Source organism: Acinetobacter sp. ANC 5054 (genome assembly GCF_002135295.1).
In the GTDB taxonomy this organism is placed as follows: domain Bacteria; phylum Pseudomonadota; class Gammaproteobacteria; order Pseudomonadales; family Moraxellaceae; genus Acinetobacter.
On the sequence record NZ_NEGG01000001.1, the window covers coordinates 424,708 to 451,653 of the forward strand.

Here is a 26,946-nt window from a genome sequence, read left to right on the forward strand (position 1 = left end):
ATTTGACGGTATCTTATCAACTCAAGCGCTTTGCTGTATATGTTGCTGCACAATGTCTTTAAGATAGATGCGTTTAACCCCACTGGCTAACATTTCTTGCCATGCCTGCTGTAAAGAGCCATGTAAATCGATGCCTTTGGTTAAATCCGCAATGACATACGTTTCAAAGCCCAATTTTCGTGCATCCATCGCAGTCCAAGCCACACAAAAATCGGTCGCAATCCCTACAATAAATACCTTATCTATAGCACGCTCACGCAAATAACCCGCCAGTCCTGTCGATGTACGATGATCAGCTTCCATAAAAGCGGAATAGCTATCGATCTGTTGATGACAACCTTTGCGAATCACCAATTGTGCCGTGGGTAAATTAAGTTCTGGATGAAGCTCCGCATCTGTCGTGCCCTGCACACAGTGCGTAGGCCATAGTACTTGAGGCCCATAACTCAGTTGAATGCTGTCATACACGGCGTGGTCAGGATGATTTTCCGCAAAAGAAATATGATCAGCAGGATGCCAATCTTGGGTCAGTACAATATTTGAAAAATATGCTCCAAGTTGATTAATCCCGGGAATAATTTGATCGGCATTGGCCACGGCCAAATTCCCACCTGGGGTAAATCCATTTTGTACATCGACCACAATTAAAGCTGTATTTTTCTGCATAAATCTAAATCCATTCCTTTGCTTTAAAGCGTTTCAACTGATATGTATGATTTTATTTGAATGACCAGTATTCATTCCAACGCATAAAAATAAAATGACTGTCCATCCTGACAATACCGATACTTCGGCAAATGCTCAATTAAACGTTCGGCAAATCGTGGATAAATCTTGGCTTTACGAGGCGTTGAGGCATGAAAATAAAAATAACGCGGTTGCTGACGCTGAATATATTTAAGGAGCTGTGTTCGGGTCTGCTGCATCACTACAAAGGCATTGATATTTTCTGCAACATCATCAAAAGTGGGTTCATCTGCAAAAGCCAACCAAGCATCGCGCTGTGGTTGTTGTCGATTGATTTTAAATATTTGCTTTAGTTCCAACAGGAATTCATCATGATGCAAATATTAAACTGAACTCTTGTTCTTTAACTTTAAATTGAGCGACTAACTTTTTAGATGACATCAGACCTCTTTACTTTCTTTATGATTTATTTTCTAAATAAATAATGACATAAAATCAAATCCATATAATCTTTCAGCTTTGACATGGCGACTTAATTTGACGCAATAAAAAAGCCCACGCAAGGTGGGCTTCCGGTATGGCGCGTTCTCTTAAGATGGAATACGACGTACCAAGAACAACATAAAGATTGCAGAGATAATAATGCATGGGATTGCTGCAGAAATTACACCTGCTGCCCCAAAACCTGCTGCCAATAATTGACCCGCGATTGCTGGACCAAGCATTGCGCCAACACGGCCTACCGCAGATGCCACACCTACCCCTGTACCACGGAGCTGAGTTGGGTAAACGATACCACCAAAGGCATATAACACCCCCTGACAACCAATTACGAATGCACCAACCAAAGCAGAAGCCATGTACATTTGTGTCAATGACCCTGCGCCATTAAGCGCAAATAGACCCGCCAAAATACCGCCGTACATTAAGACAATCACATACGCTTTTTTCCAACGGTCAGTTAACATACCCAAAATAATGGTACCAATCGTTGCACTAACCATGAAGTAGAACTGTGCGGTAGCGCCGTCTTTACGCGTAAAGCCAAGCTCAGTGAATAACGAAGGCAACCAGCTCAACATGATGTAAACCACCATCAGGGTAAAGAAGTAGCTCACCCAAATCGACAAGGTACGCAGACGATTTTCAGTATTGAATAAATCTTTGAATGCACCTTGCTGAGCTTCACCCGCAGTTTGAACTGCTTGATCTTTGGCTTTAAGGAATTCACGTGATTCTGGTAAAAAGAAAATCATCAGTGGAATCACAATAATCGGTAATAAACCACCAAGATAGAAAATGTTTTTCCAGTTACCACCGAAATCCGTTAAGGCAATTAACGAAAGAATCGCTGCGCCAACAGGCATACCGCAATACATCAGACCAACTGCACGACCACGATTTTGTGGTGTTACCGCTTCAGAAGCTAAGGTAATCAAAATTGGCATAGCAGCACCAAGACCTGCCCCTGCCAAGAAACGCACTGCCAACAAACTATGGAAGCTATTTACCCAAACAGTACACAGGGTAAAAATGGCAAACATACCTGTTGACCAAATTAAAACTTTTTTACGACCAATACGGTCGGCAACACGACCACCCACTAAAGCACCGGGTAACAGGCCTAAAATACCAGCACTGAAAAAAACCCCCAGTTGAGAGCTATCTAGCCCAAAATATTCACGAATCCCTGCTGCTGCAATGCCCGCAGCCTGAATATCCAGACCTTCGATTACGGCAATAAGGAAACAGATTGCTACCGTAACTATAGCGTGCTTGTTATCTGACTTTTCCATTGGAGAATCCTTGTTGTCATCAGCGTTCAAATAAAGTTGAATCATCGCCGATGCCATATAGAGGATATAACTACCAATAAGTTGAACCTTTTAGTCAGAATTCAAAATACGTGCAAGATCTAATATATTTTGAGAGTTAACTCACAAAGTCGTAAAACCAATTAAAGTCTAATCACCATTGAAATGTTGAGTTTGCATTTCAATAGGTATAACAAGAAAAGATTTCAACCCTTTAGGAAATTCTCCTAATTTCTATTAGATAAAAAAAAGATTATTAGCCAAGTTTTTAACAATGATTTGCAATTAATCCCGATCAAATTGATATAGCTTTTAAATCTTTAGTGATTGGTTTTTAATCTTAAATTCTGATCAAAAAGCACGGATTAGCAGTATTTATTACATTTGAGTGCATTTATTGGGCTTAACTTTGACAAATTGCTGTACCTATCTACATTTTATTTCAACTGATTGATTTAAAGTGCTGAATAATTTTTAAGCTGCAAAAAAACCGCTATTTTACACTTGATTGTTTTAAGTTTGATTTGTATAAAGAATTTTATGGCTTTGACCAAAGCATATTGTTCTTATGCGTTTGATCAGTCATAATTTGCGTAAGCATTATTCAATTTGGGCAAATCCCATTGAAAGTTGCTACAAATCAAAATACGAAACCATCCAGAAAATTCAATTTCTTCTCTTCGGATGGACAAATAGGATAGCTTTTCAAAATGACTCAGCAAGCTCAGACCATTCAAGGTTCAATTGTCGCAATCGTCACCCCAATGTTTGAAGATGGCAGCGTAGATTGGAAGAGCCTCGAGAAGCTGGTTGAGTGGCATATAAAACAGGGCACCAACAGTATTGTCGCTGTTGGTACAACTGGTGAAGCATCGACCCTAAGCATGGCTGAACACACACAAGTGATCAAAGAAATCATTCGTGTTGCCAACAAACGCATTCCAATTATTGCGGGTACGGGTGCAAATTCAACGCATGAAGCGATTGAGCTCACCAAAGAAGCCAAAGAACTCGGTGCTGATGCAGCATTGTTGGTTACACCGTATTACAACAAGCCAACTCAAGAAGGTCTATATCAACACTACAAAGCCATTGCTGAAGCTGTTGATTTACCTCAAATTCTTTACAATGTTCCAGGTCGTACTGGTGTCGATATGGACAATGACACCGTCATTCGTCTTGCAAATATTCCACAAATTGTGGGTATTAAAGATGCAACAGGTGATGTTCCTCGCGGTCAAGCACTGATTGAAGGCCTAAAAGGCAAAGATATGGTGGTGTACTCAGGTGACGACGCAACTGCGTATCAATTGATGGGTCTTGGCGCAAAAGGCAACATTTCAGTGACTGCAAACGTTGCGCCTAAAGAAATGAGTGATATGTGTGCAACAGCACTCTCTGGTGATGCAACTAAAGCTGAACAACAAAATGCCGCTGTTGCAAATTTACATCAAATTTTATTTTGCGAATCAAATCCAATTCCTGTGAAATGGGCACTTCATGAAATGAAACTCATTGAAACAGGTATTCGCTTACCATTAACACCACTTGCAGAACAATATCGCACTCCGCTTCGTGAAGCACTGATCACTGCGGGCGTTATCAAATAAAGAAGAGCAAACATGATGCAATTACGTTTAGGACTAAGCCTGGCACTTTCAGTATTTACTTTGGCCGGTTGTAGTTCACTTGCCTTCAATAATGGCACGCTGGACTATAAAGACACCACAACTGTGGAGCCGTTGAAATATCCTGAAGGTTCGATGGTTCGTCCTGCAACACCATTGTATCCTGCTCCATCGGTTGACCCGCTTGCAATCGAGCACGCGCCAAATCTCGAAAACAAGCGTGGCAATCGTTATGCCCTTCCTCGTCCAGTCGAGGAAAAAAATGATTCAGTTACAGAAACTTCAGCAGACAGTACAAATATTGCTCGACCTCAATTATTGGTCGATGGAAATCAGAATCCACTGCTCAAAGTGGATGGAAATTCTGCTACAATTTGGCAATACACACTTGCTACCCTCAGCAGCCTTAACCATACCATTGTTGGTCAGAGCAAAAACCGTTACGAAGTAACCGTTAAGGTCGATCAACAGACCTATGTTTTAAGACTTTCTTCTGTAGGTTCAAGCAATAATATTGCTGTGTTTAATGCCGATAATAGTTTTGCAGACAAAGAAAAAGCTGCAGATCTGTTAGCTCAGATTTACCAAAATTGGCCAGCCTAGTCGTACTAGGCATTTTTTCTCGAAAAAGGTTCCCTCATGTTAAAACAAACCTTGCTCTATACTGGTAAAGCGAAATCTGTTTATGAAACAGATAGTTCAGACCACCTCATCCTAGTTTTCCGTGACGATGCTTCTGCATTTAACGGCGAAAAAATCGAACAGCTGGATCGTAAAGGTAAGGTGAACAACCGTTTTAACGCCTTCATCATGGAAAAATTGGCTGCGGCTGGCATCGAAACTCACTTCGAGAAATTACTTTCTCCAACTGAAGTACTTGTTAAAAAATTAACGATGGTTCCTGTAGAGTGCGTTATTCGTAACTATGCAGCAGGTTCACTTTGCCGTCGTTTAGGCGTTGAAGAAGGTAAAGAACTTACTCCACCGACTTTCGAATTGTTCTTTAAAGACGATGCGTTAGGCGACCCAATGGTGAATGAGTCTCAAGCGATTGCTTTAGGTTGGGCAACTGCTGAACAGCTTGCTCAAATGAAAGAATTGACTTACAAAGTGAACGAAGTTCTTAAAGGCTTGTTCGACGCTGGCAACATGCTTCTTGTTGACTTCAAACTTGAATTTGGTGTGTTCCACGACCGTATCGTGCTTGGTGATGAATTCTCCCCAGACGGTTGCCGTCTATGGGACAAAGACACTAAGAAAAAACTCGACAAAGACCGTTTCCGTCAAGGTTTAGGCGGTGTTGTTGAAGCGTATGAAGAAGTTGCTGCACGTTTAGGTATCGACCTTTCTGATATCTAATTCGTTCAACGAATTCAAAAAAACCGAGCTTACTAGCTCGGTTTTTTAGTTTTAAAAATTAAATATAAATTAAAATCATTGAATCTTATTGTTGCTGTTGCTGCTGCATCCAGCGGCGCTGCTGCAAACGCTCACCTTCGACCTCACGCTTATTACGTGCCGACTCATACAATTTAGTGCCTTTTAACTCAGGCGGTAAGTAGTCCTGCATGACAAAATGCTCTGGATAATTGTGTGGATAGAGATAATCCACACCATAGCCCTGTTCTTTCATCATTTTGGTCGGTGCATTCCTTAAATGTAGAGGCACTGGCAAGTTCGAAGTTTTCTCAGCCAACTCTAAAGCTTTGTTGATCGCCAAATAAGTGCTGTTACTTTTCGCACTGGTTGCTAAATAAACCGCGCATTGACCCAAAATAATGCGGCACTCGGGCATTCCTACCGCTTGTACCGAACGGAAGCACTCGCCAGCCAAAAGCAATGCATTAGGATTAGAGTTACCTATATCTTCGGATGCTGCTATCAACATACGACGTGCAATAAAGACTGGATCTTCCCCACCTTTGAGCATTCGTGCCATCCAGTAGAGTGCGGCATCAGGATCGCTACCGCGTATCGACTTAATAAATGCCGAAACTAAGTCATAATGCTGTTCACCAGACTTGTCATAACGGGCAATATTTTGCTGTGCAACTTTTACAACGATAGCATTGGTGATGAGATTTTCCAGATCAGGTTCAAAAGTACTGGCAATCAAATCTAATAAATTAAGGGCTTTGCGTGCATCCCCCGCAGCAAATTGAAACAGGGCCTCATATTCTTCAATTTGGATATAACGCTCTTTTAAAAACTCATCTTGCTGAAGCGCTTGATTGAGCAATGTCTCAATGGCGTCATTGTTCAGGGCATTCAGTGTATAGACCTGACAACGAGACAGCAGCGCATTATTCACTTCAAAGGAAGGGTTTTCTGTTGTCGCCCCAATTAAAGTAATTTTGCCTTTTTCCACCGCATTCAGCAGTGCATCTTGTTGTGATTTATTGAAACGATGTATTTCATCAATAAAGACCACAGGCGTCAGCAAGTCGCCACCATCGGCAATGATTTCACGCAGCTCTTTGACCCCAGTATTTAAGGCTGAAAGACTGATAAATGGGCGGTCTACTGCTTGCGCCAATAACAAGGCTATTGTCGTTTTCCCCACGCCTGGTGGACCCCAAAAGATAATCGAAGGAAGGTGACCTTGATCAATCATCTGACGTAAGGGTGCGTCTTCACCTAGGAGGTGATCCTGCCCAATAATTTGAGATAAATCATGTGGACGAAGACGTTCGGGAAGTGGAATATGACTGTCTGACATTTTATTATTTCATTTCAGGCGAATGGGGAAGGCAAAGTTATTCTAACACTGCTTTAAGCGAATCACTTGGCTTAATTCTAATGCCTTCAATTCAACGAAAGGTTGTTAAAAGAGCGGCCTCAGTTGTAAATTTGATAAGTTGAATATTAACTATAATGTAACAAGACTTTTTATACCAAATTATTCTAATTACAGTATGATCAGGTCTATCTATAATTTCGAATTGCCTGACCCATTGGACAGATTGTATGAAGCAATCACGTAAACAACTACAAAGTACCCCAGTTCAGCAAGGCGACGATGGTCATTCTTTTTTCTCAAAATATAACGCACAGACCTCTAGCAACGAACTGCAGCAAATGCAGCAATTTTTAGAACTATTTCCTCAACCAATTTGGCATTTAAAACAACAACAGGTGTATGCCAACCAAGCCTTTTATCAACTTTTTAAAATTGAGAATCTACCGCCAGATATGGCATGTTGGATGACATTCATTCATCCAAAGGAACGAGAAGATTTTCAAACACTGTGGCAGCAATCACAACAACTGCTGCAATCATTTCAATATCAGGTTCGTCTCAAGCAGTCTGATCAGTGTTATCACAGCACACGCTTAGAAGTGACTTTTACCAAAGATAGCTTGGATGCTGCTCAATGCATGGTGCAATTTATCGATCTGGAACCTAAATTAGGGGTCATTGAACAGCTGCAACATCAAGTTGAAAGCCGTAATTTTATGCTAGATGCCAGTGTGGATTGTATAAAGTTACTCAGCCCTAAGGGTCAAATCATCCACATGAATCAAGCAGGCTGTTTAGCACTTGGTATACCCACAGATGATAAGCATTTCGGTATGGATTGGTTAATGCTGATACCGGAATCTGAGCGGGCTGCGGGTCAAATTGCGTTAAATGAAGCAGTGCAAGGAAAAACCTCACGTTTTTCGGGTGAAAGCCAATTAGAGAATCAACCGACAGCCTATTGGGACAATGTATTAACACCAATTTTGGATCAGCATGGGCAAACCAAAGAAATTTTATGTGTTTCGCGTGACATTACCCTACAACGCAAAACTGAATTTAAATTGCAGCAAATTATTGAACAAGATGATTTAACGGGGCTCTTAAATCGACATGCATTTAGCCGAGTCTTCAAAAATAATTTAAAAATGACCCAAGATAAACAGCAGCAATTGGGTCTATTACTGATTGATTTAGATTATTTTAAACATGTGAATGATACCTTGGGACATATTGCGGGAGATCATTTACTACATAGTCTAGGTCAACGCTTTCAACAATGCTTTCCGCCCGGTATCGTGGTTTCACGTTTGGGGGGCGATGAATTTGCGATCCTCATTCCTCAGTTAGCATCTGAAGACGAGTTGCTTGAAATAGCTCATATTGCCTATCAACAAATGGATCTTCCAATTCTCTATAATGAACAATATATCAATATTGGTATGAGTATTGGTTGCTCCACTTATCCACGTGATGCACAAAGCACCTCTAATTTACTTAAATGTGCAGATATTGCTTTAAATGATTTGAAAAACAGTGGTCGTGGTGGGGTGCGAATGTTTAGCCCGACCATGTTAAAAACTCTTGAAAATACCACCCGCCAATTAACCCTTGCACGCAGTATTATTCAATCAGACCAAATTGTTCCTTATTACCAGCCTAAAGTACGTCTCAGTGACGCTAAAGTGGTAGGATTCGAAGCATTATTACGTTGGTATGATGAAGATCAGCAAATACAGCTACCGTCTCAAATTTTTGCAGCATTTCAAGATTATGAATTGGCTTCACGTATCAGTGAAATCATGCAAATTAAAATTTTTCAGGATATTCAGCGCTGGATTGCCAAAGGACTGCAACCGTTACCGATTTCGATTAATGCAGCGCCAGTTGAATTTTTACGTGATGATTATGCAGAAAAAATGCTACAACGTTTGCAGGAATATCATATTTCGCCAGAGATCATCGAATTAGAAATTACCGAACAAAGTTTGTCTGAACGCGGTGCCAATTATGTGATTCGCGCTCTACATTTATTGAAAAAAAATGGAATACGCATTTCACTTGATGACTTCGGAACTGGGCACTCTTCCCTCACACGACTCAGTAATTATCCTGTCGATTGCATTAAAATAGACCGTAATTTTGTGGAACGAATGCATACGGATAGTTCGGCATTGGCGATTGTCAAAGCGATTACACAAATAGGTGCAAGTGTTTCCATGAATATTTTGGTTGAAGGGATTGAACACTCAGAACAAGTCGATACACTAAAAGCATGTGACTGCCATATTGGACAGGGCTTTTATTTCTATCGCCCGTTGAGCTATGACAAGGCCGTGGAGCTGTTGAATAGCTAAGCTTTTTGGAGCATGAAACTATGCAGCTTAAATATTTAGTCAGTGCCTGCCTTGCAGGCCAAGCCGTTCGCTATGATGCAACCTCCAATATGCAGCATGTGATTCTTCAATTAATGCAAACCCATGACGTGGTCACCGCCTGCCCAGAAATGCTTGGTGGCTTAAGTTGCCCCCGCTTCCCTGCTGAAATTCAAAATGGTCAAGCATCCGACGTACTTACTGGCAGCGCTCAAGTCAAAGATGTTTTAGGCGTCGATGTCAGTGCCGAGTTTATTGCTGGAGCTCAGCGCATGCTCGCTTTGGCACAACAGCATAAAGTCGATGTCGTGGTATTGAAGGACAATAGCCCATCTTGTGGTACACACTATATTTATGATGGTACGTTTACCCGCACTAAAATTCACGGTCATGGGGTTACTGCTGCTTTGCTCAAGCAGCATGGTTTTCAAGTAATTTCTGAACAAGATTTCATTGATCTGGTACAAGATCAGCTTTAAAGCTGAGACTGACATCTAGCAATTTTAGATCTAAATTAACGTACCCAACGCACAATATAATCTTCAATATCATCCGGGTTTACCAACTCCTCACTGATACAACGCCCCGCAGCTGACTTCCGTGCAACCAAAATACTGTCTCGGCTACCCGTCAACAAATGATGCCAACGCGGAAGACCTTTGCCTTCTGAAATTCGTCGATATGCACAGCTCGGGGGTAACCAATGAAATTGGTCGATTTGTTCAGGCGTTAAACGAATACAATCTGGCACAGCTGCTTTACGGTTGGGATAATCAGAACAACTGGCTGTTTCACAGTCTAAAAGTTTACAGGCCACCTTGGTGTAAGCCACTTCATGTGTATCTTCATCTTCAAGTTTAATTAAACAACACAAACCACACCCATCACAAAGTGACTCCCATTCAAGATGAGTCAATTCGGTTAATGCATACTTTTTCCAGAAATGAGGGCGCAAGGTGTCTGTCATAATCTAGCTCGAAACAAGGTTGGCAGGCATATTAGCTGAGCCTGTGTAAATTTTCTCAGTTTAAGTTACCGAATATTGCACATTTAATAAACAAAAGAATACATAGACCTAGGTGTAGCACTCCTATACTGAATACACAGAATAAAAATCACTTGGAGAAAAACTATGTTCCGTTGGGCTATTATTTTCGCTGTAATTGCATTGATTGCTAGTCTGCTAGGTTTCGGTGGTGTTGCAGGTTTATCCAAAGACTTTGCCGTTATTCTCTTGGTTATTGCAGTCATTCTCGCAATTGTTGGCTTCCTCTCTCGAGGAAAAGTTTAGATCAAATGAGGACCTTCAATTGTTTTTCTAAACTTAAAAACGGTTTTCACACAAACTAAATTCAATGCTGTTTAGCCAGATAAAAAAATAAGAGCCTAACGGCTCTTATTTTTTTATTTCAATCTGAACATTTTAACCATCTATACACAATTATGGTTTTAAATGACGTGGTCTAAATCCAGTCGCAATCAAAGCGATCCCATACGCGACAACACCTACGACACAGAGTACCAGCAGTTCTGCCACACGCATCCACGCAGAAACATCACCGTTATACCACGTCAGACCAAACCACAGCGCGGCAATCATCGCAATATTGGCCATTGCAAATTGCACGATCAATTTTTTCCAATGGCTCCCAAAGCGGAAAATATTACGTTTATGCAGATAGAAATACAGCATGCCTGCATTTACTAAAGCAGATCCTGATGAGGCCAACGCCAACGCCATGTGCTCTGCATGCCAGTCGATCAGTTTGAAGAACCCAATAAAAATTACGTTCAAAATCGCATTGGCTGCAACGGACATCAAGCCGACCCGTACAGGAGTCTTGGTGTCTTGCTGCGCATAGAACCCTGGTGCAAAGACTTTAATCAACATGAATGAAATGACCCCTGCACTCATACATTGCAAGGCTAAAGCTGTCATTTGAGTATCTTCAAAAGTAAATTGTCCGCGCTCAAACAAAGTTTGAATAATCGGTGTTGACAACATAAACAGCGCAATACTGGCAGGTACACCCACCAAAACAATCACTTTAGCCGCCCAATCAATCATTTTGCGGAATTTGTCTTGATCTTGCTCGGCATGACGTGCAGACAGCGACGGTAAGATCACGGTACCAATCGCCACCCCAATTAAGCCCAATGGTAACTCGGTCATCCGTTCTGCACTATATAACCACGATACTGAACCATCTTGCATGAAAGACGCCCAAATAGTGTTGAGTAGTAAGTTAATTTGTGTGACTGAGACACCAAACAATGCTGGCAACATCAATTTCATGATGCGATCGACACCTTCATGTTTGAAGTCGACTTTCGGTGGAATCAATAATTTCTTGCGCCACAATTCAGGAATTTGAATTGCCAATTGTAAGAAGCCTGCCGCAACCACCGACCAACCCAACGCCATAATCGGTTCAGCCATATATGGTGTTAACCACCATGCGCCAGCAATCATCGCCACATTGAGCAATACCGGTGAAAATGCTGGGGTACTGAACGAACCATAACTATTGAGAATACTGCTGGCAAATGCTGTTAATGACATAAACAGTAAATATGGAATGGTCAGGCGGAACATATCCGTTGCCAATGCAAATTTCTCTGGGTCGTCATGGAAACCCGGTGCATAGATATAAATAATTGCAGGTGCGGCCACCATCGCAATGAAGGTCAGGCTGGTCATCACCAGACCTAAACAACCAAACACGCGGCTAATCAGAATCTGAACTTCTGCATGGGTTCGACCGGTTTTATATTCAGTTAGAACAGGAATAAAGGCCTGTGAAAATGCCCCTTCTGCAAACAATCGCCTAAAAAAGTTAGGAATACGAAAAGCCACGACAAAGGTATCGAAGTCTTTACCTGCCCCAAATACATTTAACAGGACAATATCCCGTACCAGTCCCAAGACTCGGGACAGCATCGTCATTGCACTGACAATGACAGTCGAACGCCAAAGCGCCATCGCTTTTACTCGCTTTTGAAAGTGCGCCTATTGTAATGAAACTCGATCATAAATTTCATTGGTTTATTGAACGCAGAGTGTGTTGTTTATTTGTTTTTAAAATCACGTAACTGTTGGCGAAATTCAGTCCATTGAAAAAATGGGCCCGGATCCGTTTTACGACCCGGTGCAATATCAGAATGTCCTGCAATATGTTGTTGAATTTTTGGATAAGTTTCTTGTAAACATGCCACAACCTCCGTCAATACATCATATTGAGCTTGTTCAAATGGGAGGTCGTCACTGCCTTCTAGTTCAATACCAATCGAATAATCATTGCATTCTTTATGAGCTAAATAGGTTGAGCGCCCTGCATGCCAAGCACGATCATTAAAATTCACAAATTGCAGCACTTCACCTGTACGCAAGATCAATAAATGCGTAGAAACTTCCATCCCTTCAATGCTTTGAAAATATGGATGTACTGACCAATCTAATTGATTTTGAAAAAATTTTTCAATATAACCACCACCAAATTGGGAAGGTGGCAAACTAATATTATGAATCACCACAAGCTGAATTTCGGTGTCTGCGGGGCGTTGATTAAAATTCGGTGAAGGGATTTGCCGTGCACCGATGAGCTGCCCATCCTGAACCTGAAATGTTGTTGCCTGTGACATAAAGTGATCCTGAGTCTGCATTGCTCGTGAATTTTAGATCAGAGCCTAAAGGCTTTCATGCTAAAACTTTCATTGATATTTCTCAAATCTAGTTTGTGATTACTGTTAAAAATCGCTCATTTTTCATGAACAATGCTAATATAGCGCGCACATTTTCTCGGGTTAAAAAAGATACGGAATTTCTTATGAGCATATCGCAATCTTTGCTTGAACAATCTATCCAAATCAATATTCAACAAGCACTACAAGAAGATATTGGTTCTGGCGATATCACTGCCCTTTTAACTCCAGAAGATGAACAAGCCACTGCAACGATTATTAGCCGTGAAGATATGGTGCTGGCAGGTCAACCTTGGGTCAATGCTCTCATTCAAACCTTTGATCCAACCGTACAGGTCACTTGGCTAAAAAATGAAGGTGAGCGTGTTGCCGCTGGCGATGCTTTTTTTAAATTGGCAGGTTCAGCACGTAGCTTACTGACGGTTGAACGCCCTGCGCTCAATTTTGTGCAAACATTATCTGCGGTTGCCACTAAAACAGCTGAATATGTGCAACAACTCGAAGGTTTAAATACCAAGTTACTAGACACCCGTAAAACCCTACCGGGTCTGCGTATCGCTCAAAAGTATGCAGTCGCTGTTGGTGGTGGTCAAAACCACCGTTTGGGTTTGTTTGATGCCTTTTTGATTAAAGAAAACCACATTATGGCTGCTGGTGGGATTAAGCAAGCCATTGCCAAAGCACATGCCATTGCACCGGGTAAACCCGTTGAAGTGGAAGTGGAAACTTGGGATGAACTCAACCAAGCTTTAGAGGCTGGTGCGGACATTGTCATGCTCGATAACTTTAGCCAACAGCAAATGATTGATGCGGTTAAACATGTGGCTGGACGCTGTAAACTTGAAGCATCGGGAAATATTACCCTTGCTAATTTGCGCGAAGTCGCAACCACTGGTGTGGATTATATTTCGATGGGTGTACTCACCAAAGATGTTAAAGCGGTTGATTTGTCGATGCGTTTTAATGGCTAAGATGTATGGGTTATGGCTTGTGCGAAGCACAAATTTTTAAATTTTGGTTTTTTGCGTTTATTTTTTAAGCAGAAGAATTAAAATTTAGTCTTTAAATCCGATACAAAACGAAAAAACGCACCAAATGGTGCGTTTTTTACAACGATAACCAAAGTGTCGGTAAATAACTTACCAGCCTAAAGCTTCTTGTTGTTTTTTAATCAGTTCTTGAATACCTTTTTCAGCCAATTCAAGCATTTCGTTACATTGTACGCGCGTAAATGGTTTGTCTTCGGCAGTTCCTTGTAGCTCAATGAACTCACCTGCTTGCGTCATGACTACATTTAAGTCTGTTTGACAGTTTGAATCTTCTTCATAGCATAGATCAAGCAAAGCTTCGTCTTGGTACATGCCTACAGATACTGCTGCTACTAAGCCTTTTAGTGGATCTTGTTTGATTTTTTTATTTTCAAGCAACACATTCATGGCATCAATTAAAGCAACCGCAGCGCCTGTAATCGATGCTGTACGTGTACCGCCATCGGCTTGGATCACATCACAGTCGATGCTAACGGTGTTTTCACCGAGTTTTTTCAAATCCACCATGGCACGTAAGCTACGACCAATCAAACGTTGAATTTCTTGTGTACGACCACTTTGTTTACCACGAGCGGCTTCACGATCACTACGTGTGTGTGTAGAACGTGGCAACATACCATATTCAGCCGTTACCCAACCTTGGCCCTTACCTTTCAAGAAACGAGGTACTGAGTTGTCAACACTTGCAGTACAAAGAACTTTTGTATGACCAAATTCAACCAATACTGAACCTTCCGCATAACGTGTGTAGTTACGGGTAATTTTTACTTCACGTAATTGATCTAATGCTCGTTGGTCGATACGCATAATGAGTCCTTAATCTGACAAAATTGATTGCGACGTATTATAACAGAAGGCAGCATAAGATTCGGTGATCATGTACTGCATTTACAAAATCCCTTCATCTGTTGCGCTTGTGCAGCTGCGTTTTATCGTCGTGTGAATATTGGAAATTTGCTAAACTGAGCATTCGCAAATTTCAGGAAGAATTGCATGTCGATACGGGAAGAACGCAAACAACAAAGTCGAAAAGCCATACTCGATGCCGCATTGTCACTGAGTACGACAGGGCGTTCGTTTAGTAGCTTAAGTTTGCGTGAAATTTCCCGCCATGTGGGCTTAGTGCCAGCGGCATTTTATCGACATTTTCAAGACATGGATGAGCTCGGCCTTGAGCTGGTCGATCAAATGTCCCTCTATCTCAAAAATGTGCTCAACCAACTCAGTCAGCAATATTTTCAGCCCACCGAAATACATACCCGCACCAGCCTTGATTATTTATTTCATGCTGTTGAAGATTTTCCAGAAGCTTGGATGTTCCTCATTGCAGAGCGTTGGGGTGGTTCACAAGCGCTGCGTCACGCGATTGCACGTGAATTCAAATTCCTCAGTTCAGATCTCGCACAAGCGCTTTCAAAGATCGAAGCGACACAACATATTCAGTCTGAGCAGGACCTCAAGGTTCTTGCACAAATTCTGTTTGAATTGACCCTAAGCTGGGCCATGCAATGGATTGATCTACAACGTCAACCAACTACGCCACAGCAACATGAAGCGTTGCAACAATTTCGTCGTCAAGCACAGACTCAAGTACAGCTCATGTTCCGAGGTATTTTGCATTGGGATCGCTCTTTGGCCAATCAAACGTCCTCAGAACCATAATTGGGGATATTTTGAGATAATATCTAAGCACCATTGAATTTTAAAATGGCATAAAAAAAGCCGCAAATGAATGCGGCTTTTCCAATATCAATCTTATTTAGCTTTACGTTCTTTGTCGACAAGGAACTTCACGATTTCAACGGTACGCGCATCTTCACCTTGTACGATGTATTTACCATTCACCGTAATTGCTGGCACACCACTTAATTGGTACTGAGCCGCTAAGTTTTTCGCTTGAGCGATTTTAGATGACACAGCAAATGACTTAAATGTACTGTTAAACTTCGCTTCAGGTACGCCATAACGGGTATAGAACTTCGCAAATGCACCTTGTTCTAAAATATTTTTCTGACCCGCATGAATGTCATGGAATAATTGTAAATGCGCTTGTTGACGTACACCTAAAGCTTCAGAAGCATAGTAAGCACGTGCACCTTGTTCCCAAAGTGGGTTCATCGCTGCTGGTGTACGCACAAAACGAACATCTTTAGGCAACTGTTTTAACCAAGCCTGCATATGTGGTTCAAGTTTGAAACAGTGTGGGCAACCATACCAAAAGAATTCACGTACTTCGATTTTACCCGGACGTTCCACTTTGATTGGTTTTGGAATAACCGTGTAATCAGTCCCCGCGACAAACTGCGTTGCCATCGCACTGCCAGAAAAAGCCAAAATAGCCGTTGTAATCGTGCCTAGAAGAAATTTTTTCATTGAACTTATTGTCCTCAAAATCATTATGATTAGTTTATGGCAACACTATAAATCAAATCTGTCGATTTCGTTTTCATTCTGTGAACTTTTTTACGGCTTTTATCGCTTTTTTTGCAAGACACGCTACACTAACTCGCATTAAACTTTTTTCTAAATTATAAAGACTTGATTGAGGTGACACCGATGTCGCAATTGAATGTTGATCCACAAGAAATTGCCAAATTTGAAGCTTTCGCAGCCATATGGTGGGATCAGCATTCTGAGTTCCGCCCGTTGCATATGATCAATCCCCTACGTTTAAACTGGATTGATGAACATGCTGGCGGCATCACTGGCAAAAAAGTGTTAGATGTCGGTTGTGGCGGCGGTATTTTGGCAGAAAGCATGGCTCGCCGTGGTGCTCAAGTTTTGGGTATCGATATGGGTGAAGCGCCGTTGAATGTTGCACGTCTACATGCAGAACAAGAAAATGTGCAAAATATTGAATATCGCCAAGTGCCTGTAGAGCAACTGGCAGAAGAACAAGCTGGACAATATGACGTCGTGACGTGTATGGAAATGCTCGAACATGTACCCGATCCTGCATCGATTATTTTAGCCTGTCAAAAACTGGTTAAGCCGGGTGGTCATGTGTTCTTCTCGACTATTAACCGCAATCCTAAAGCCTATTTATTTGCGATTATTGGCGCAGAATATATTTTACGTATGCTGGCGAAAGGCACACACGATTATTCTAAATTTATTAAACCTTCTGAGTTGGCTCACGATATTCGTAGCGCCGAGCTTAAACTCAAAGACATGACCGGCTTACATTACAACCCAATCACCAAGCGTTATTGGCTTGCGCCAAATGTCGATGTGAATTACATGGTGCACACCGTCAAAGAAGAAGCGAAATAAATGAAAGCCGTATTGTTTGACCTTGATGGTACTTTAATTGACACTGCTGCCGACTTTATTCGCATCATTCAAGACATGTGCCGTGATAAAGGCTGTGCAGTGGTCGCAGCTGAAGACATTCGCACCCAAGTGTCTGAAGGCGCACGCGCTATGGTGAAATTAGTCTATCCTGAGTTAGACGTTACAGACCCAGTTTTTCTGGCGCATCGTCAACGCTTTTTAGACCTGTATGGTGCAGATATTGCCGTGGATACAGACCTGTTTGAAGGCATGTATCCGCTTTTGGCGGAACTTGAACAACATCAAATTCCATGGGGTATTGTCACCAATAAACCTCGTTGGCTGAGTGAAGCTTTACTCAAAGCGCTCAATTTAACGGAGCGCTGTGCGGTTTTGGTTTGCCCAGAAGATGTCAGCAAGACCAAGCCTGATCCTGAACCAATGTATTTGGCAGCCAAACAAATTCAGATTGCACCTGAAGACTGTATCTATGTCGGTGATCATCCACGTGACATCGATGCGGGTCGTCATGCGGACATGTACACAATATTAGCTGCTTACGGATATTTACCGTTACAGCACAAAGATGACTTAACAGCGTGGCAAGCTAATTGTATAGTGAATACTGTTGCTGAATTACAACAGGTGCTTCAACACTTAGTCATTCAACCCCAAACGCGTTCTTCAGCTACTTTATAACGATAGAAACAACACAATAAAACGAGGAGGTGCAGATGAAATATTCAGAATATCAACCTCGCCCCGATCTACTCAAAGATCGAATTATCCTGATTACAGGTGCGGGCGATGGAATTGGCCGTGCAGCTGCCATCAGTTATGCCTTACATGGGGCAACTGTCGTTCTACATGGTCGTACACTGAATAAGCTCGAAGTGATTTACGATGAAATTGAAGGTTTAGGTGCACCTCAACCAGCTATTTTACCGCTACAACTTTCGAGTGCTTCTCCTCGTGATTACGAACTTCTGGTCGATACCCTTGAAAAGCAATTCGGTCGACTGGATGGCATTTTGCATAATGCCGGCATTTTAGGTGAACGTACCGAACTTGCGCATTATCCTGTCGATGTTTGGGATGATGTCATGGCGGTTAACCTACGTGCACCCTTTGTTTTGACTCAAGAATTAATGCCTTTACTGCAAAAATCTGAACATGCTTCTGTGGTTTTTGCCAGTTCAGGGGTTGGACGTGAAGCGCGTGAACGTTGGGGTGCTTATTCGGTGTCCAAAATTGCGATTGAAGCCGTCAGCACACTCTTTGCCAAAGAAAATGCGCATCCGAATATCCGTTTTAATTGCATCAACCCTGGTGCAACACGTACTGCGATGCGAGCTAAAGCTTATCCAGATGAAGATCCAAAAACCTTGCCTACCCCTGAAAACATCATGCCTGCCTATCTTTATTTGATGGGGAATGACAGCTTACATCTGAACGGTGAAAGTATTGATGCTCAAGATTAATCCCTTTGACGGATTTTAATTAAAGGAAGCTTCGGCTTCCTTTTTTATGCGTTGAAGCGCATCAATTGTGATGAAAGACGCCACTTCATTGTGTGATACTCGAAAGTTGACTTGAGTTTTTACTAAATTTGCCGATACTTGAGGGCAATTTTTAAATACAGTGGACCCTCGCATGTCAGATTTTAGCAATATTACGGTTACGCCTACAGAAGACGGCATGGTCAACTTATTGGTTGAAGGTCAGCCAATTTCTGCAAAATATGGCATGAAATTCGATCCAAGCATTGTCGATGATTTACAAGCACTCGAAGTTGGACAAAATGCCAAACTCTTTGAACAATTTATTTTCTCACACACCGATTTAAACTTTGAACATGCTTATTTCTACGTAACCTGCATTCAAAAACAAGAAGCAGCTTATCAAGTGATCACCAACTTTGTTTACCGCATTACTGCACAAGAACAAGCACCCTTTGAGCATGTCATCACCAAACAAGGTCAAGCCATGACCCCAGAAGATGTCAATGAATTTATTCAAGCGCATGTTCAAAAATCAATTTCTGATTACACCGATCTAAAATATGCGTACTAAAAGCTCAATCAGTGCGATGTAAATCTAAAAAATAAGGCGAATTCAATCGCCTTATTTATCTCAATTTTTTTAATTTGAACCGAACAATGTTAAAAATATTGTTGATATCGCCCGCCACGTTAATCGTAATTTTAAATTATTTTAATCATTATATTCGGTTTTCCAGTTTAATCATTCTCACCTAACATGTCTTGCATCTAGCGTCAGGTACAAGGACATGAAACATGACAGACCTCATTCGTAAAACTGAAACGATCCGTTGTATTGAACATTTACAACTCACTGAAAACTTAATTCTTGCCTTAGATGATGCTGTTCAGGCTGAATCGGTTGCACAAGCCATTTACTCATTGCAACAGCTCAATGAGCAGTGGTATTAAGAAGCGTCTTAACCTTGGCTTCAATACCTATTTTAATTCCAATTTTTTTGTTTTTACCCATCTCGACCAGATGGGTATGTTTATTTCATATTTATTTTCAATGCTCGTCCATTTTCTGAATAGACACCGTCATTTTCATTTGACAGCAGCCGGTGTGATTTTTTAGGCTATAGCATGTAGAGGATTGTTCTTGCGTCCAAATTTGTCGCATAATATTCGCAATCTCTTCGTTTTATTTAAAAAAATATTCATCTTTCTTCACAGTTTCTCTGCATTTAATGCGTACAGTAGTTGTATTGAAGATCAATAACTAATGAGGGTTGAACATGAAAAAGATTTTGCCAATATTGGCTCTTTCTTTCAGTGCTTTGATGACTAGCAGCATGCTATCTGCGGCTCCTCACTTCAATAACGATGAACGTGGCTTTGATGGCCCACGCGGTAATGCTTATGGTCATATGAAAAAAGATCGTGACTTCCGTGGCAATCAGGACGATGGCGATATTGAAGATCGACGCCGTATGCGTGAAGAACGCGGAGTCAAACGTTTGCAACAACACAAATGGCAAACAGGCTATGTGATGCCACAACATTATCGTGGTAATGGCTACAAAGTCGATTATAAAGACCACAATTTGCCGAAACCTTCACGTAATCAGCAATGGTACAAGATTAATAACGACTATATTTTAGTCAACTCTGACAGCAATAGCATTCTTAAAATTTTAGGTATGTAAGTTAAATTGAACTCAATTTGAACAGATTTAAAAGCTCAGTTTTTTTACTGGGCTTTTTTTATGATGTTAATTCAACACTTAAGCTCAAAGCCTTTCACCCAGTAGGTTTCAAGCTACTTACACATCTACAATTTTCCTCCATACATTTCACAATTCAACTATATTGCCCCCACGCTTTCTCTGAACTTTCTCGCTAATTTGGAATCATCCAAAACAGATTAGAAAAGTATAGAGGTGTCCCATGAACAAAATCGTATCGACTTTGGTTCTATCAATTTCAGCGTTGATGGCAACATCTGCAGTGATGGCTGCCCCTGATCATCGTCAAGATGACCGTCGCTACCACCCATCATATCAACATCAGGATAACCGTTACCAAGACAACCGTTGGGACAATAACCATCGTCCAAGTAATTGGAACAATAACAACCGTTATGACCGCAATGACTCACGTCGTGTTAACCCAAGCCGTGATTGGCGTGTAGGTCAATCTTTACCACGTGCTTACGACTCAAGTCGTTACAAAGTCAGCGATCGTGAAGCACGCCGTTTACCTAACACAGGTCGTTACCAACAGTGGTACAAAATTAATGGCGACTATGTCCTTGTGAATGATCGTACTGACCGTATTATCCGAATTAAAAACGGCTAATCTAAACCCAGTCTCAATAAGTCCCTTTCCCAGCACCTGAACATCGTTCAGGTGTTTTTTTATATTTGTTTTCCGCAGTGATATTTTTTTGTTTAGAATCAGAACATCCTCCGCGATTAAACGAGTATAGGCATGCAATCGAATTCCGCTGAACCTTCTTCAAGCACAACCTTACAATATGTGCATTGGTTCCGACATTCTGCGCCTTATATCAATGCCCACCGTAACAAAACATTTGTCATTATGTTTGACGGTGAAGCCCTACAACATGAAAACTTTCAACACATTATTCATGATGTTGCTCTATTACACTCTCTTGGCATTCGTTTAATTTTAGTGCATGGTGCTCGTCCGCAAATTAGTTTAAATCTGCAAAATAGCAACATCCAAACGCCATTTCATCAACACCGTCGTATCACGACACGTGAAGCATTGCCCGCAGTAATGAATGCAGTCGGTTCCATTCGTTTGCAAATTGAAGCCATGTTATCTATGGGATTGGCCAACTCTCCCATGTATGGGGCACGCATTGATGTTGTTTCGGGCAATCTAGTCACTGCAAAACCTTATGGCATTCGAAATGGCGTGGATTTTCAATTATCCGGTGAAGTTCGCTCGGTCGACATCGATGCCATTCAACGCCATCTAGACAGTCACAACATCGTCATCTTGGGGCCAACGGGCTATTCCACTACTGGTGAAGTGTTTAATTTATTGGCAGAAGAAGTGGCGACCAAAACCGCGATTAGCTTAAAAGCAGATAAATTAATTTTCCTAGGCAAACAACATGGCTTAAATAACGAACATGGACAATTGATGCGCGAAATTACCCCGCATCAATTGGATCAACATATTTTTAAATACCAAGACTCGAATCCAGATATTGCCCTGCATTTGCGTGGTGCCCAAACGGCTTCACTACAAGGCGTACATCGCGTTCATTTGATTTCGTATGCCTACGATGGTGCTTTGGTCGAAGAGCTTTTCACTCGTGATGGTTCTGGCACCATGATCACCGATGCGCATTATGAAGATGTGCGTACTGCCAATATTCAAGATGTTGTGGGTTTAATCAGTTTACTCCGCCCACTCGAACAAGAAGGCATTTTGGTCTATCGCTCTCGCGAACGTTTGGAAAATGAAATTGAACATTTTGCCGTGATTGAACGTGACGGCACCATTTTGGCCTGTGCCGCACTGTATCCAATCCCTGTGACAGGGGATGAAAAGCGCTCTGCTGAGATTGCCTGTGTAGCAGTTCATCCGAGCTATCGAAAATCCAATCGAGGTAGCCAAATCCTACATTACCTTGAAGAAAAAGCGCGTACCTTGGGCATTGAACAGTTGTTCATTTTAACCACACGCACCGCACATTGGTTCTTAGAACAAGGTTTTGAACAAGTGAGTGTCGATGATCTGCCCAATGCACGACAAGCACTATATAACTATCAACGTAATTCATTGGTCTGCAAAAAGTCACTTGAAGGCTAACTTTTTATAGGATTTATCTGAATTTTGCATATCTATATCTAAAATAGCGCCGTAATTTAGGCGCTACTCTTTCCCTGTACACTAAAATCCTTATATTTTATTCTGATAATAAAAAATTCAATCATAAATTCAAACACTTAAAACTCTTTATTTTCATATTCTATATTTCATTAAATCATTATTTTTCATAAGTTTTGCTGTTTTATCTTTATCTTTTTTCCTGATTTAAAATTTAAATTTTATTATTTTTTTCGAAAAAGAAAAGTCTTTAGCGTATCTGTTCATCAATCAACAGTTTGACCTTTACTGTCACATAAGGAGCACATCAATGAGCACACAAAAAGCAAAACTCTGGGCCAAAACACTCGTATTGTCTTCAGCGGTTGCTGGCGCAATGATGCTCTCTGGTTGTGGCAAAAAAGAAGCAGAAAATATCACCTTAAATATTGGCTTTCAAAAATACGGTTTACTGCCAATCTTAAAAGAACGCGGTTCATTGGAAGCTGCATTGAAAGACCAAGGTGTAGATGTGAAATGGGTAGAGTTCCCAGCTGGTCCACAACTGCTTGAAGGGCTAAATGTCGGTAGCGTGTCTTTTGGTGAAGTAGGTGAAGCACCACCGATCTTTGCTCAAGCAGCAAAAACCGATTTGGTTTACATTGCCAATCAACCTGCTGTACCTAAAGCAGAGGCGTTAATCGTACAAAAAGATTCAGCCATTCAAACCATTCAAGACCTCAAAGGTAAACGTGTTGCACTGAACAAAGGTTCCAATGTGCATTACTTACTCTTGAAATTACTTGAAGCCAATCATTTGAGCTTCAACGATATTCAAGTGGTGTATTTACCCCCTGCCGATGCCCGTGCTGCCTTTGAAAAAGGCGCTGTAGATGCATGGGTAATTTGGGATCCTTTCCTGTCTGCGGCAGAACATCAACTTCATGCGCGTACGCTTGCTAACGGTGAGAACTTGGTGAAGAACTATCAGTTCTATTTGGCCGATCGTAAGTTTGCCCAAGCACACCCTAAAGTGGTGCAAGCCGTCGTGAACGAATTGAATTTGACCACGCAGTGGGTCTCTAAAAACCAAGACGATGCAGCCAAATTGCTCGAAGCTAAAACAGGGCTGGGGCTCGATGTTTTAAAAACATCAATTTCACGCTTAGGTGACAACGTCACTTTGATTACACCCGATGTGGCCAAAGAACAACAGCAAGTCGCTGATGCGTTTTATAACGAAAAATTGATTCCAAATAAATTAAACATTGAATCGGCCATTATTCAATAAGCCGAAAAAAATCATAAGGGCACTGCCATGCGCATTTTAAAAACATTTTCAATTGTTGGTTTAACCACACTGGGCCTAGGTCTCAGTGCATGTCAAAAACCCGATGCTGAAACAGCACAAGCACCCAGTACTCAAAAGAGTGCTGATGTTAAAACCGTGTCCATTGGTTTTCAAAAATCCGCTTTAAACTTACTGGTTGCACGTGATCAAAAGTTATTTGAACAGCAATTTCCTCATGCCAAAATCGAATGGAAAGAATTTCCCGCTGGCCCTCAAATGTTAGAAGCATTGGCCGTCGGTGCAGTTGACTATGGTTATGTCGGCAATACGCCGCCAATCTTTGCACAAGCAGCCAATAAGGACTTAAATTACCTCGGCTATGAAGTCGTGCCAGCTGATTCATTAGCAGTGGTTCTACCTGCAAACAGCAGTATTAAGACCATTCAAGAACTTCGTGGCAAGCGTGTCGCGGTACAAAAAGGCTCAAGTGCGCACGAACTGCTGGCTAAAACCCTGCAAAAAGCGGGTCTAACTTGGACTGATATTCAACCGATTTGGTTACCACCTGCCGATGCGCGTGCGGCCTTCGATAAAAAATCCATTGATGCTTGGGTCATTTGGGATCCGTTCTTGTCTGCTGCGCAGATTGATGGTCATGCCAAAGTCCTCATCGAATCAGGTGATTTTCCAAAAAGTTATTCGTTTTATATCGCCAATCCTAAAGTTATCCAGACCTATCCAGATGCGGGCGAGAAATTTTTAAGCGCAGTGAATGCTGCTGACCAATGGATTGTGGGCCATCAACCTGAGGCAGAAAAAATCTATCAACAAAGCACAGGACTCGCACCCACAATTGCAGCACAAGCTTTTGGGCGTCGTTTAAAGCCGTCGCCTGTCTTGCCTCTAACACCTGAAGTTGTACAAGCACAGCAACAAATTGCCGATCTGTTTAAACACGTTCAACTCATTCCCAACACCATTCAAGTCCAACAGCAAGTGTGGACACCTTCATCACATTGATATCCGAGCCATCAAGAATATAAGGAAACGAACATGAAAATTTTCTGGTTTATCCCAACACACGGTGACAGTCGCTACCTAGGTACAAGCAAAGGTGCACGTCAGGTTGACCATGCCTATATGAAGCAGATTGCTGTTGCGGTGGATAATCTAGGCTATGAAGGTGTACTGATTCCGACTGGCCGCTCATGTGAAGATCCTTGGTTAACCGCTGCAAGCCTCATTGATGCAACCAAAAATCTAAAATTTCTGGTGGCTTTACGTCCCGGTGTGACCACACCTGCCTTGACTGCACGTATGGCCGCAACCTTTGACCGATTATCTAGCGGTCGTATCTTGTTGAACTTGGTAACAGGCGGTGATGAACAAGAGTTAAAAGGCGATGGGGTCTATGAGGACCATAAAACTCGCTACAAAACCGCAGCAGAGTACACCACCATTTGGCGTGAAATTTTAAGCCGTTCACATACGGGGGAAAGCTTTACATTTCACGGTGAACGCCTCAGTGTTGACGATGCAAAATTACTTTATCCACCTGTACAAAAGCCTTATCCACCACTTTGGTTTGGCGGCTCTTCAGATGACGCTATTGAATTGGCAACAGAGCAAGTTGACACGTATTTAACATGGGGTGAACCGCCAGCAGCAGTGAAAGAAAAAATTGCAGTTGTTCGTGAAAAAGCTAAAGCCAAAGGTCGTGAACTGAACTACGGTATCCGCTTACATGTGATTGTACGTGAAACCAATGAAGAGGCATGGAAAGCAGCAGAAGAGCTTATTCAATATGTGGATGATGCGACCATTGCAGCGGCGCAAGCGAAATTCAAAACCATGGACTCCGTAGGTCAGCGTCGTATGGCTGAACTACATAATGGCGACAGGACGAAGCTTGAAGTATCCCCAAATCTTTGGGCGGGTGTCGGCCTTGTGCGTGGCGGTGCAGGTACAGCCTTAGTCGGCGACCCTGAAACCGTGGCTGCACGTATTCAAGAATATGCTGACCTTGGTATTAGTACCTTTATTTTCTCAGGCTATCCACATCTTGAAGAGTCGATTCGTTTTGCGGAATTGGTGTTTCCACTCCTTCCTTTAGAAACACGTCAAAAACTGGTTCAACCGAATTTAACTGGCCCATTTGGTGAGATTGTCGCAAACAATTACACGCCAGATGAAAATAAGAAAACTGAAAAAGTTCAGGAGCCGGCCTAATGTCTAAAACTGTTTCCGTCGAAACCTTTAAAATACCAAAGGTTTCACGTGGAACGCAGCTTGGGCAGCGCTTGCTGCCTTGGCTGGTTCCAATTGTATTAATCTTGATTTGGCAAATTGCGTCTATAACCGGTGTGCTTGAAAGTCGCATTCTTCCTGCTCCAACTGCGGTGGTGAGTGCATTTTGGGATTTACTCGTCAGCGGTGAACTCTGGAAGCATGTCAAAATCAGCGCGGGACGTGCTCTGATGGGCTTACTGGTGGGGGGCGGACTGGGCCTATTTTTAGGTTTACTCAATGGGTCATCGAAAACTGCATCTACCCTACTCGATACCACCTTGCAAATGATACGAAACATCCCTGCATTAGCCTTAATTCCTTTGGTGATTTTATGGTTCGGGATTGATGAATCTGCCAAACTTTTCTTAGTGGCAATTGGCGTGTTCTTCCCGATCTACATCAATACCTATCACGGTATTCGCTCAGTGGATCCACAGCTGATCGAGATGGGCAAAAGTTATGGGTTGACCGGTTGGCAGCTGTATAAAGAAATTATTTTACCGGGTGCAATGCCCTCCATTTTAGTTGGCTTACGTTTCTCGCTCGGTTTGGTTTGGGTGCTATTGATTGTTGCTGAAACCATTTCTGCACAAGCTGGCATTGGCTACATGACCATGAATGCACGTGAATTCTTACAAACGGATATCGTCCTCGTGGGGATCTTACTTTATGCCCTGCTCGGCAAATTAGCCGATGTGTTGGCAGTGTCATTAGAAAAATATTTACTGCGCTGGCACGCGGGTTACCAGAAATAATTCAGGAGCTTGA

General features: G+C 41.9%; 29 protein-coding genes. 20 read left to right on the forward strand and 9 right to left on the reverse strand.

Features of this window, described 5'->3' with window-relative positions; genetic code table 11:
• Positions 1–21: 21 nt before the first annotated feature.
• The 3 genes from pncA to mhpT form a co-directional block, all read right to left on the reverse strand.
• Positions 22–666 (reverse strand): bifunctional nicotinamidase/pyrazinamidase, encoded by a 645-nt coding sequence (pncA, locus tag B9T33_RS02005; protein WP_086177272.1) that lies wholly within the window; start codon positions 664–666, stop codon positions 22–24.
• A 71-nt stretch (positions 667–737) separates the two neighbouring features.
• A complete protein-coding gene (locus tag B9T33_RS02010; protein WP_228145761.1) occupies positions 738–1,046 on the reverse strand; it encodes a hypothetical protein in 309 nt (102 codons plus the stop codon).
• A 231-nt stretch (positions 1,047–1,277) separates the two neighbouring features.
• Positions 1,278–2,483, reverse strand: coding sequence for a 3-(3-hydroxy-phenyl)propionate transporter MhpT (gene mhpT / locus B9T33_RS02015; RefSeq protein WP_086177335.1), 1,206 nt, complete (start codon positions 2,481–2,483; stop codon positions 1,278–1,280).
• Between the two features lie 728 nt (positions 2,484–3,211).
• Here mhpT and dapA point away from each other — a divergent pair.
• From dapA to purC, 3 genes are read left to right on the forward strand one after another with little or no spacing between them, the layout of a single operon-like run.
• A complete protein-coding gene (gene dapA / locus B9T33_RS02020) occupies positions 3,212–4,111 on the forward strand; it encodes a 4-hydroxy-tetrahydrodipicolinate synthase (RefSeq protein ID WP_086177273.1) in 900 nt (299 codons plus the stop codon).
• 15 nt (positions 4,112–4,126) lie between these two features.
• Positions 4,127–4,732 (forward strand): lipoprotein-34 precursor (NlpB), encoded by a 606-nt coding sequence (locus B9T33_RS02025; RefSeq protein WP_086177274.1) that lies wholly within the window; start codon positions 4,127–4,129, stop codon positions 4,730–4,732.
• Between the two features lie 36 nt (positions 4,733–4,768).
• Complete coding sequence (purC, locus tag B9T33_RS02030; protein ID WP_078190626.1) at positions 4,769–5,488, forward strand: phosphoribosylaminoimidazolesuccinocarboxamide synthase; 720 nt, start codon at positions 4,769–4,771, stop codon at positions 5,486–5,488.
• Between the two features lie 85 nt (positions 5,489–5,573).
• On the opposite strand, the gene B9T33_RS02035 is transcribed toward purC, so the two are convergent.
• Complete coding sequence (locus tag B9T33_RS02035) at positions 5,574–6,848, reverse strand: replication-associated recombination protein A (protein WP_086177275.1); 1,275 nt, start codon at positions 6,846–6,848, stop codon at positions 5,574–5,576.
• 248 nt (positions 6,849–7,096) lie between these two features.
• Between B9T33_RS02035 and B9T33_RS02040 the strand changes: the two genes are divergently transcribed.
• Together B9T33_RS02040 and B9T33_RS02045 are read left to right on the forward strand one after the other, a co-directional pair.
• Complete coding sequence (locus B9T33_RS02040) at positions 7,097–9,226, forward strand: EAL domain-containing protein (RefSeq protein WP_143223986.1); 2,130 nt, start codon at positions 7,097–7,099, stop codon at positions 9,224–9,226.
• A gap of 20 nt (positions 9,227–9,246) precedes the next feature.
• A complete protein-coding gene (locus B9T33_RS02045; protein WP_086177276.1) occupies positions 9,247–9,723 on the forward strand; it encodes a DUF523 domain-containing protein in 477 nt (158 codons plus the stop codon).
• A 35-nt stretch (positions 9,724–9,758) separates the two neighbouring features.
• Here the strand turns inward: B9T33_RS02045 and B9T33_RS02050 are convergent, their stop codons facing one another.
• Entirely contained in the window at positions 9,759–10,211 is a 453-nt protein-coding gene (locus B9T33_RS02050; RefSeq protein WP_086177277.1) for a YcgN family cysteine cluster protein, read from the reverse strand.
• A gap of 165 nt (positions 10,212–10,376) precedes the next feature.
• Here B9T33_RS02050 and B9T33_RS02055 point away from each other — a divergent pair, with 165 nt between their 5' ends.
• Positions 10,377–10,535: a DUF1328 domain-containing protein gene (locus tag B9T33_RS02055; RefSeq protein ID WP_005006601.1), complete on the forward strand. Its 159-nt coding sequence runs from the start codon at positions 10,377–10,379 to the stop codon at positions 10,533–10,535.
• A gap of 150 nt (positions 10,536–10,685) precedes the next feature.
• Here B9T33_RS02055 and murJ read toward each other — a convergent pair whose 3' ends face one another.
• Together murJ and ampD are read right to left on the reverse strand one after the other, a co-directional pair.
• A complete protein-coding gene (gene murJ / locus B9T33_RS02060; protein ID WP_086177278.1) occupies positions 10,686–12,227 on the reverse strand; it encodes a murein biosynthesis integral membrane protein MurJ in 1,542 nt (513 codons plus the stop codon).
• 86 nt (positions 12,228–12,313) lie between these two features.
• Complete coding sequence (gene ampD / locus B9T33_RS02065; protein WP_086177279.1) at positions 12,314–12,886, reverse strand: 1,6-anhydro-N-acetylmuramyl-L-alanine amidase AmpD; 573 nt, start codon at positions 12,884–12,886, stop codon at positions 12,314–12,316.
• A 185-nt stretch (positions 12,887–13,071) separates the two neighbouring features.
• Between ampD and nadC the strand changes: the two genes are divergently transcribed.
• On the forward strand, positions 13,072–13,917 hold the full coding sequence (gene nadC, locus B9T33_RS02070) for a carboxylating nicotinate-nucleotide diphosphorylase (protein WP_086177280.1): 846 nt from the start codon (positions 13,072–13,074) through the stop codon (positions 13,915–13,917).
• A 168-nt stretch (positions 13,918–14,085) separates the two neighbouring features.
• On the opposite strand, the gene rph is transcribed toward nadC, so the two are convergent.
• Positions 14,086–14,802 (reverse strand): ribonuclease PH, encoded by a 717-nt coding sequence (gene rph, locus B9T33_RS02075; RefSeq protein ID WP_086177281.1) that lies wholly within the window; start codon positions 14,800–14,802, stop codon positions 14,086–14,088.
• 186 nt (positions 14,803–14,988) lie between these two features.
• Between rph and B9T33_RS02080 the strand changes: the two genes are divergently transcribed.
• A complete protein-coding gene (locus B9T33_RS02080; protein WP_086177282.1) occupies positions 14,989–15,657 on the forward strand; it encodes a TetR family transcriptional regulator in 669 nt (222 codons plus the stop codon).
• A 93-nt stretch (positions 15,658–15,750) separates the two neighbouring features.
• Here B9T33_RS02080 and B9T33_RS02085 read toward each other — a convergent pair whose 3' ends face one another.
• The gene (locus tag B9T33_RS02085) at positions 15,751–16,368 is read right to left on the reverse strand and encodes a thiol:disulfide interchange protein DsbA/DsbL (RefSeq protein WP_086177283.1); all 618 of its coding nucleotides are present in this window, start codon (positions 16,366–16,368) and stop codon (positions 15,751–15,753) included.
• 183 nt (positions 16,369–16,551) lie between these two features.
• Here B9T33_RS02085 and ubiG point away from each other — a divergent pair, with 183 nt between their 5' ends.
• From ubiG to ssuC, 12 genes are all read left to right on the forward strand, one after another.
• Positions 16,552–17,268 carry a bifunctional 2-polyprenyl-6-hydroxyphenol methylase/3-demethylubiquinol 3-O-methyltransferase UbiG gene (gene ubiG / locus B9T33_RS02090; RefSeq protein WP_086177284.1) on the forward strand — a complete coding sequence of 239 codons (717 nt, stop codon included), beginning with the start codon at positions 16,552–16,554 and terminating at the stop codon, positions 17,266–17,268.
• Positions 17,269–17,967 carry an HAD family hydrolase gene (locus B9T33_RS02095; RefSeq protein ID WP_086177285.1) on the forward strand — a complete coding sequence of 233 codons (699 nt, stop codon included), beginning with the start codon at positions 17,269–17,271 and terminating at the stop codon, positions 17,965–17,967. It abuts the gene before it with no gap.
• Positions 17,968–18,002: 35 nt separating this feature from the next.
• Positions 18,003–18,749: a YciK family oxidoreductase gene (locus B9T33_RS02100; RefSeq protein WP_086177286.1), complete on the forward strand. Its 747-nt coding sequence runs from the start codon at positions 18,003–18,005 to the stop codon at positions 18,747–18,749.
• A 172-nt stretch (positions 18,750–18,921) separates the two neighbouring features.
• Positions 18,922–19,341 carry a hypothetical protein gene (locus B9T33_RS02105; RefSeq protein ID WP_086177287.1) on the forward strand — a complete coding sequence of 140 codons (420 nt, stop codon included), beginning with the start codon at positions 18,922–18,924 and terminating at the stop codon, positions 19,339–19,341.
• Between the two features lie 224 nt (positions 19,342–19,565).
• Positions 19,566–19,721, forward strand: a complete 156-nt coding sequence (locus B9T33_RS16430) for a hypothetical protein (RefSeq protein ID WP_171263545.1) — start codon at positions 19,566–19,568, stop codon at positions 19,719–19,721.
• A 326-nt stretch (positions 19,722–20,047) separates the two neighbouring features.
• On the forward strand, positions 20,048–20,458 hold the full coding sequence (locus B9T33_RS02110) for an RcnB family protein (RefSeq protein ID WP_086177288.1): 411 nt from the start codon (positions 20,048–20,050) through the stop codon (positions 20,456–20,458).
• 241 nt (positions 20,459–20,699) lie between these two features.
• Complete coding sequence (locus tag B9T33_RS02115; RefSeq protein ID WP_086177289.1) at positions 20,700–21,110, forward strand: RcnB family protein; 411 nt, start codon at positions 20,700–20,702, stop codon at positions 21,108–21,110.
• A 132-nt stretch (positions 21,111–21,242) separates the two neighbouring features.
• Positions 21,243–22,601, forward strand: a complete 1,359-nt coding sequence (gene argA / locus B9T33_RS02120; RefSeq protein WP_086177290.1) for an amino-acid N-acetyltransferase — start codon at positions 21,243–21,245, stop codon at positions 22,599–22,601.
• A 328-nt stretch (positions 22,602–22,929) separates the two neighbouring features.
• Complete coding sequence (locus B9T33_RS02125) at positions 22,930–23,889, forward strand: sulfonate ABC transporter substrate-binding protein (protein WP_086177291.1); 960 nt, start codon at positions 22,930–22,932, stop codon at positions 23,887–23,889.
• A gap of 27 nt (positions 23,890–23,916) precedes the next feature.
• Positions 23,917–24,909 carry an aliphatic sulfonate ABC transporter substrate-binding protein gene (locus B9T33_RS02130; RefSeq protein WP_086177292.1) on the forward strand — a complete coding sequence of 331 codons (993 nt, stop codon included), beginning with the start codon at positions 23,917–23,919 and terminating at the stop codon, positions 24,907–24,909.
• 33 nt (positions 24,910–24,942) lie between these two features.
• Positions 24,943–26,118: an FMNH2-dependent alkanesulfonate monooxygenase gene (ssuD, locus tag B9T33_RS02135; protein WP_086177293.1), complete on the forward strand. Its 1,176-nt coding sequence runs from the start codon at positions 24,943–24,945 to the stop codon at positions 26,116–26,118.
• Positions 26,118–26,933: an aliphatic sulfonate ABC transporter permease SsuC gene (ssuC, locus tag B9T33_RS02140; protein WP_086177294.1), complete on the forward strand. Its 816-nt coding sequence runs from the start codon at positions 26,118–26,120 to the stop codon at positions 26,931–26,933. Before ssuD ends, ssuC begins: the two co-directional genes overlap by 1 nt.
• Positions 26,934–26,946 lie beyond the last annotated feature (13 nt).

Excerpts from the sequence above, each read along its gene's own strand:
- pncA (WP_086177272.1), bottom strand. The coding sequence starts at position 666 with ATGCAGAAAAATACAGCTTTAATTGTGGTCGATGTACAAAATGGATTT.
- mhpT (WP_086177335.1), bottom strand. The coding sequence starts at position 2,483 with ATGGAAAAGTCAGATAACAAGCACGCTATAGTTACGGTAGCAATCTGT.
- dapA (WP_086177273.1), top strand. The coding sequence starts at position 3,212 with ATGACTCAGCAAGCTCAGACCATTCAAGGTTCAATTGTCGCAATCGTC.
- B9T33_RS02025 (WP_086177274.1), top strand. The coding sequence starts at position 4,127 with ATGCAATTACGTTTAGGACTAAGCCTGGCACTTTCAGTATTTACTTTG.
- purC (WP_078190626.1), top strand. The coding sequence starts at position 4,769 with ATGTTAAAACAAACCTTGCTCTATACTGGTAAAGCGAAATCTGTTTAT.
- B9T33_RS02035 (WP_086177275.1), bottom strand. The coding sequence starts at position 6,848 with ATGTCAGACAGTCATATTCCACTTCCCGAACGTCTTCGTCCACATGAT.
- B9T33_RS02040 (WP_143223986.1), top strand. The coding sequence starts at position 7,097 with ATGAAGCAATCACGTAAACAACTACAAAGTACCCCAGTTCAGCAAGGC.
- B9T33_RS02045 (WP_086177276.1), top strand. The coding sequence starts at position 9,247 with ATGCAGCTTAAATATTTAGTCAGTGCCTGCCTTGCAGGCCAAGCCGTT.
- B9T33_RS02050 (WP_086177277.1), bottom strand. The coding sequence starts at position 10,211 with ATGACAGACACCTTGCGCCCTCATTTCTGGAAAAAGTATGCATTAACC.
- B9T33_RS02055 (WP_005006601.1), top strand. The coding sequence starts at position 10,377 with ATGTTCCGTTGGGCTATTATTTTCGCTGTAATTGCATTGATTGCTAGT.
- murJ (WP_086177278.1), bottom strand. The coding sequence starts at position 12,227 with ATGGCGCTTTGGCGTTCGACTGTCATTGTCAGTGCAATGACGATGCTG.
- ampD (WP_086177279.1), bottom strand. The coding sequence starts at position 12,886 with ATGTCACAGGCAACAACATTTCAGGTTCAGGATGGGCAGCTCATCGGT.
- nadC (WP_086177280.1), top strand. The coding sequence starts at position 13,072 with ATGAGCATATCGCAATCTTTGCTTGAACAATCTATCCAAATCAATATT.
- rph (WP_086177281.1), bottom strand. The coding sequence starts at position 14,802 with ATGCGTATCGACCAACGAGCATTAGATCAATTACGTGAAGTAAAAATT.
- B9T33_RS02080 (WP_086177282.1), top strand. The coding sequence starts at position 14,989 with ATGTCGATACGGGAAGAACGCAAACAACAAAGTCGAAAAGCCATACTC.
- B9T33_RS02085 (WP_086177283.1), bottom strand. The coding sequence starts at position 16,368 with ATGAAAAAATTTCTTCTAGGCACGATTACAACGGCTATTTTGGCTTTT.
- ubiG (WP_086177284.1), top strand. The coding sequence starts at position 16,552 with ATGTCGCAATTGAATGTTGATCCACAAGAAATTGCCAAATTTGAAGCT.
- B9T33_RS02095 (WP_086177285.1), top strand. The coding sequence starts at position 17,269 with ATGAAAGCCGTATTGTTTGACCTTGATGGTACTTTAATTGACACTGCT.
- B9T33_RS02100 (WP_086177286.1), top strand. The coding sequence starts at position 18,003 with ATGAAATATTCAGAATATCAACCTCGCCCCGATCTACTCAAAGATCGA.
- B9T33_RS02105 (WP_086177287.1), top strand. The coding sequence starts at position 18,922 with ATGTCAGATTTTAGCAATATTACGGTTACGCCTACAGAAGACGGCATG.
- B9T33_RS16430 (WP_171263545.1), top strand. The coding sequence starts at position 19,566 with ATGACAGACCTCATTCGTAAAACTGAAACGATCCGTTGTATTGAACAT.
- B9T33_RS02110 (WP_086177288.1), top strand. The coding sequence starts at position 20,048 with ATGAAAAAGATTTTGCCAATATTGGCTCTTTCTTTCAGTGCTTTGATG.
- B9T33_RS02115 (WP_086177289.1), top strand. The coding sequence starts at position 20,700 with ATGAACAAAATCGTATCGACTTTGGTTCTATCAATTTCAGCGTTGATG.
- argA (WP_086177290.1), top strand. The coding sequence starts at position 21,243 with ATGCAATCGAATTCCGCTGAACCTTCTTCAAGCACAACCTTACAATAT.
- B9T33_RS02125 (WP_086177291.1), top strand. The coding sequence starts at position 22,930 with ATGAGCACACAAAAAGCAAAACTCTGGGCCAAAACACTCGTATTGTCT.
- B9T33_RS02130 (WP_086177292.1), top strand. The coding sequence starts at position 23,917 with ATGCGCATTTTAAAAACATTTTCAATTGTTGGTTTAACCACACTGGGC.
- ssuD (WP_086177293.1), top strand. The coding sequence starts at position 24,943 with ATGAAAATTTTCTGGTTTATCCCAACACACGGTGACAGTCGCTACCTA.
- ssuC (WP_086177294.1), top strand. The coding sequence starts at position 26,118 with ATGTCTAAAACTGTTTCCGTCGAAACCTTTAAAATACCAAAGGTTTCA.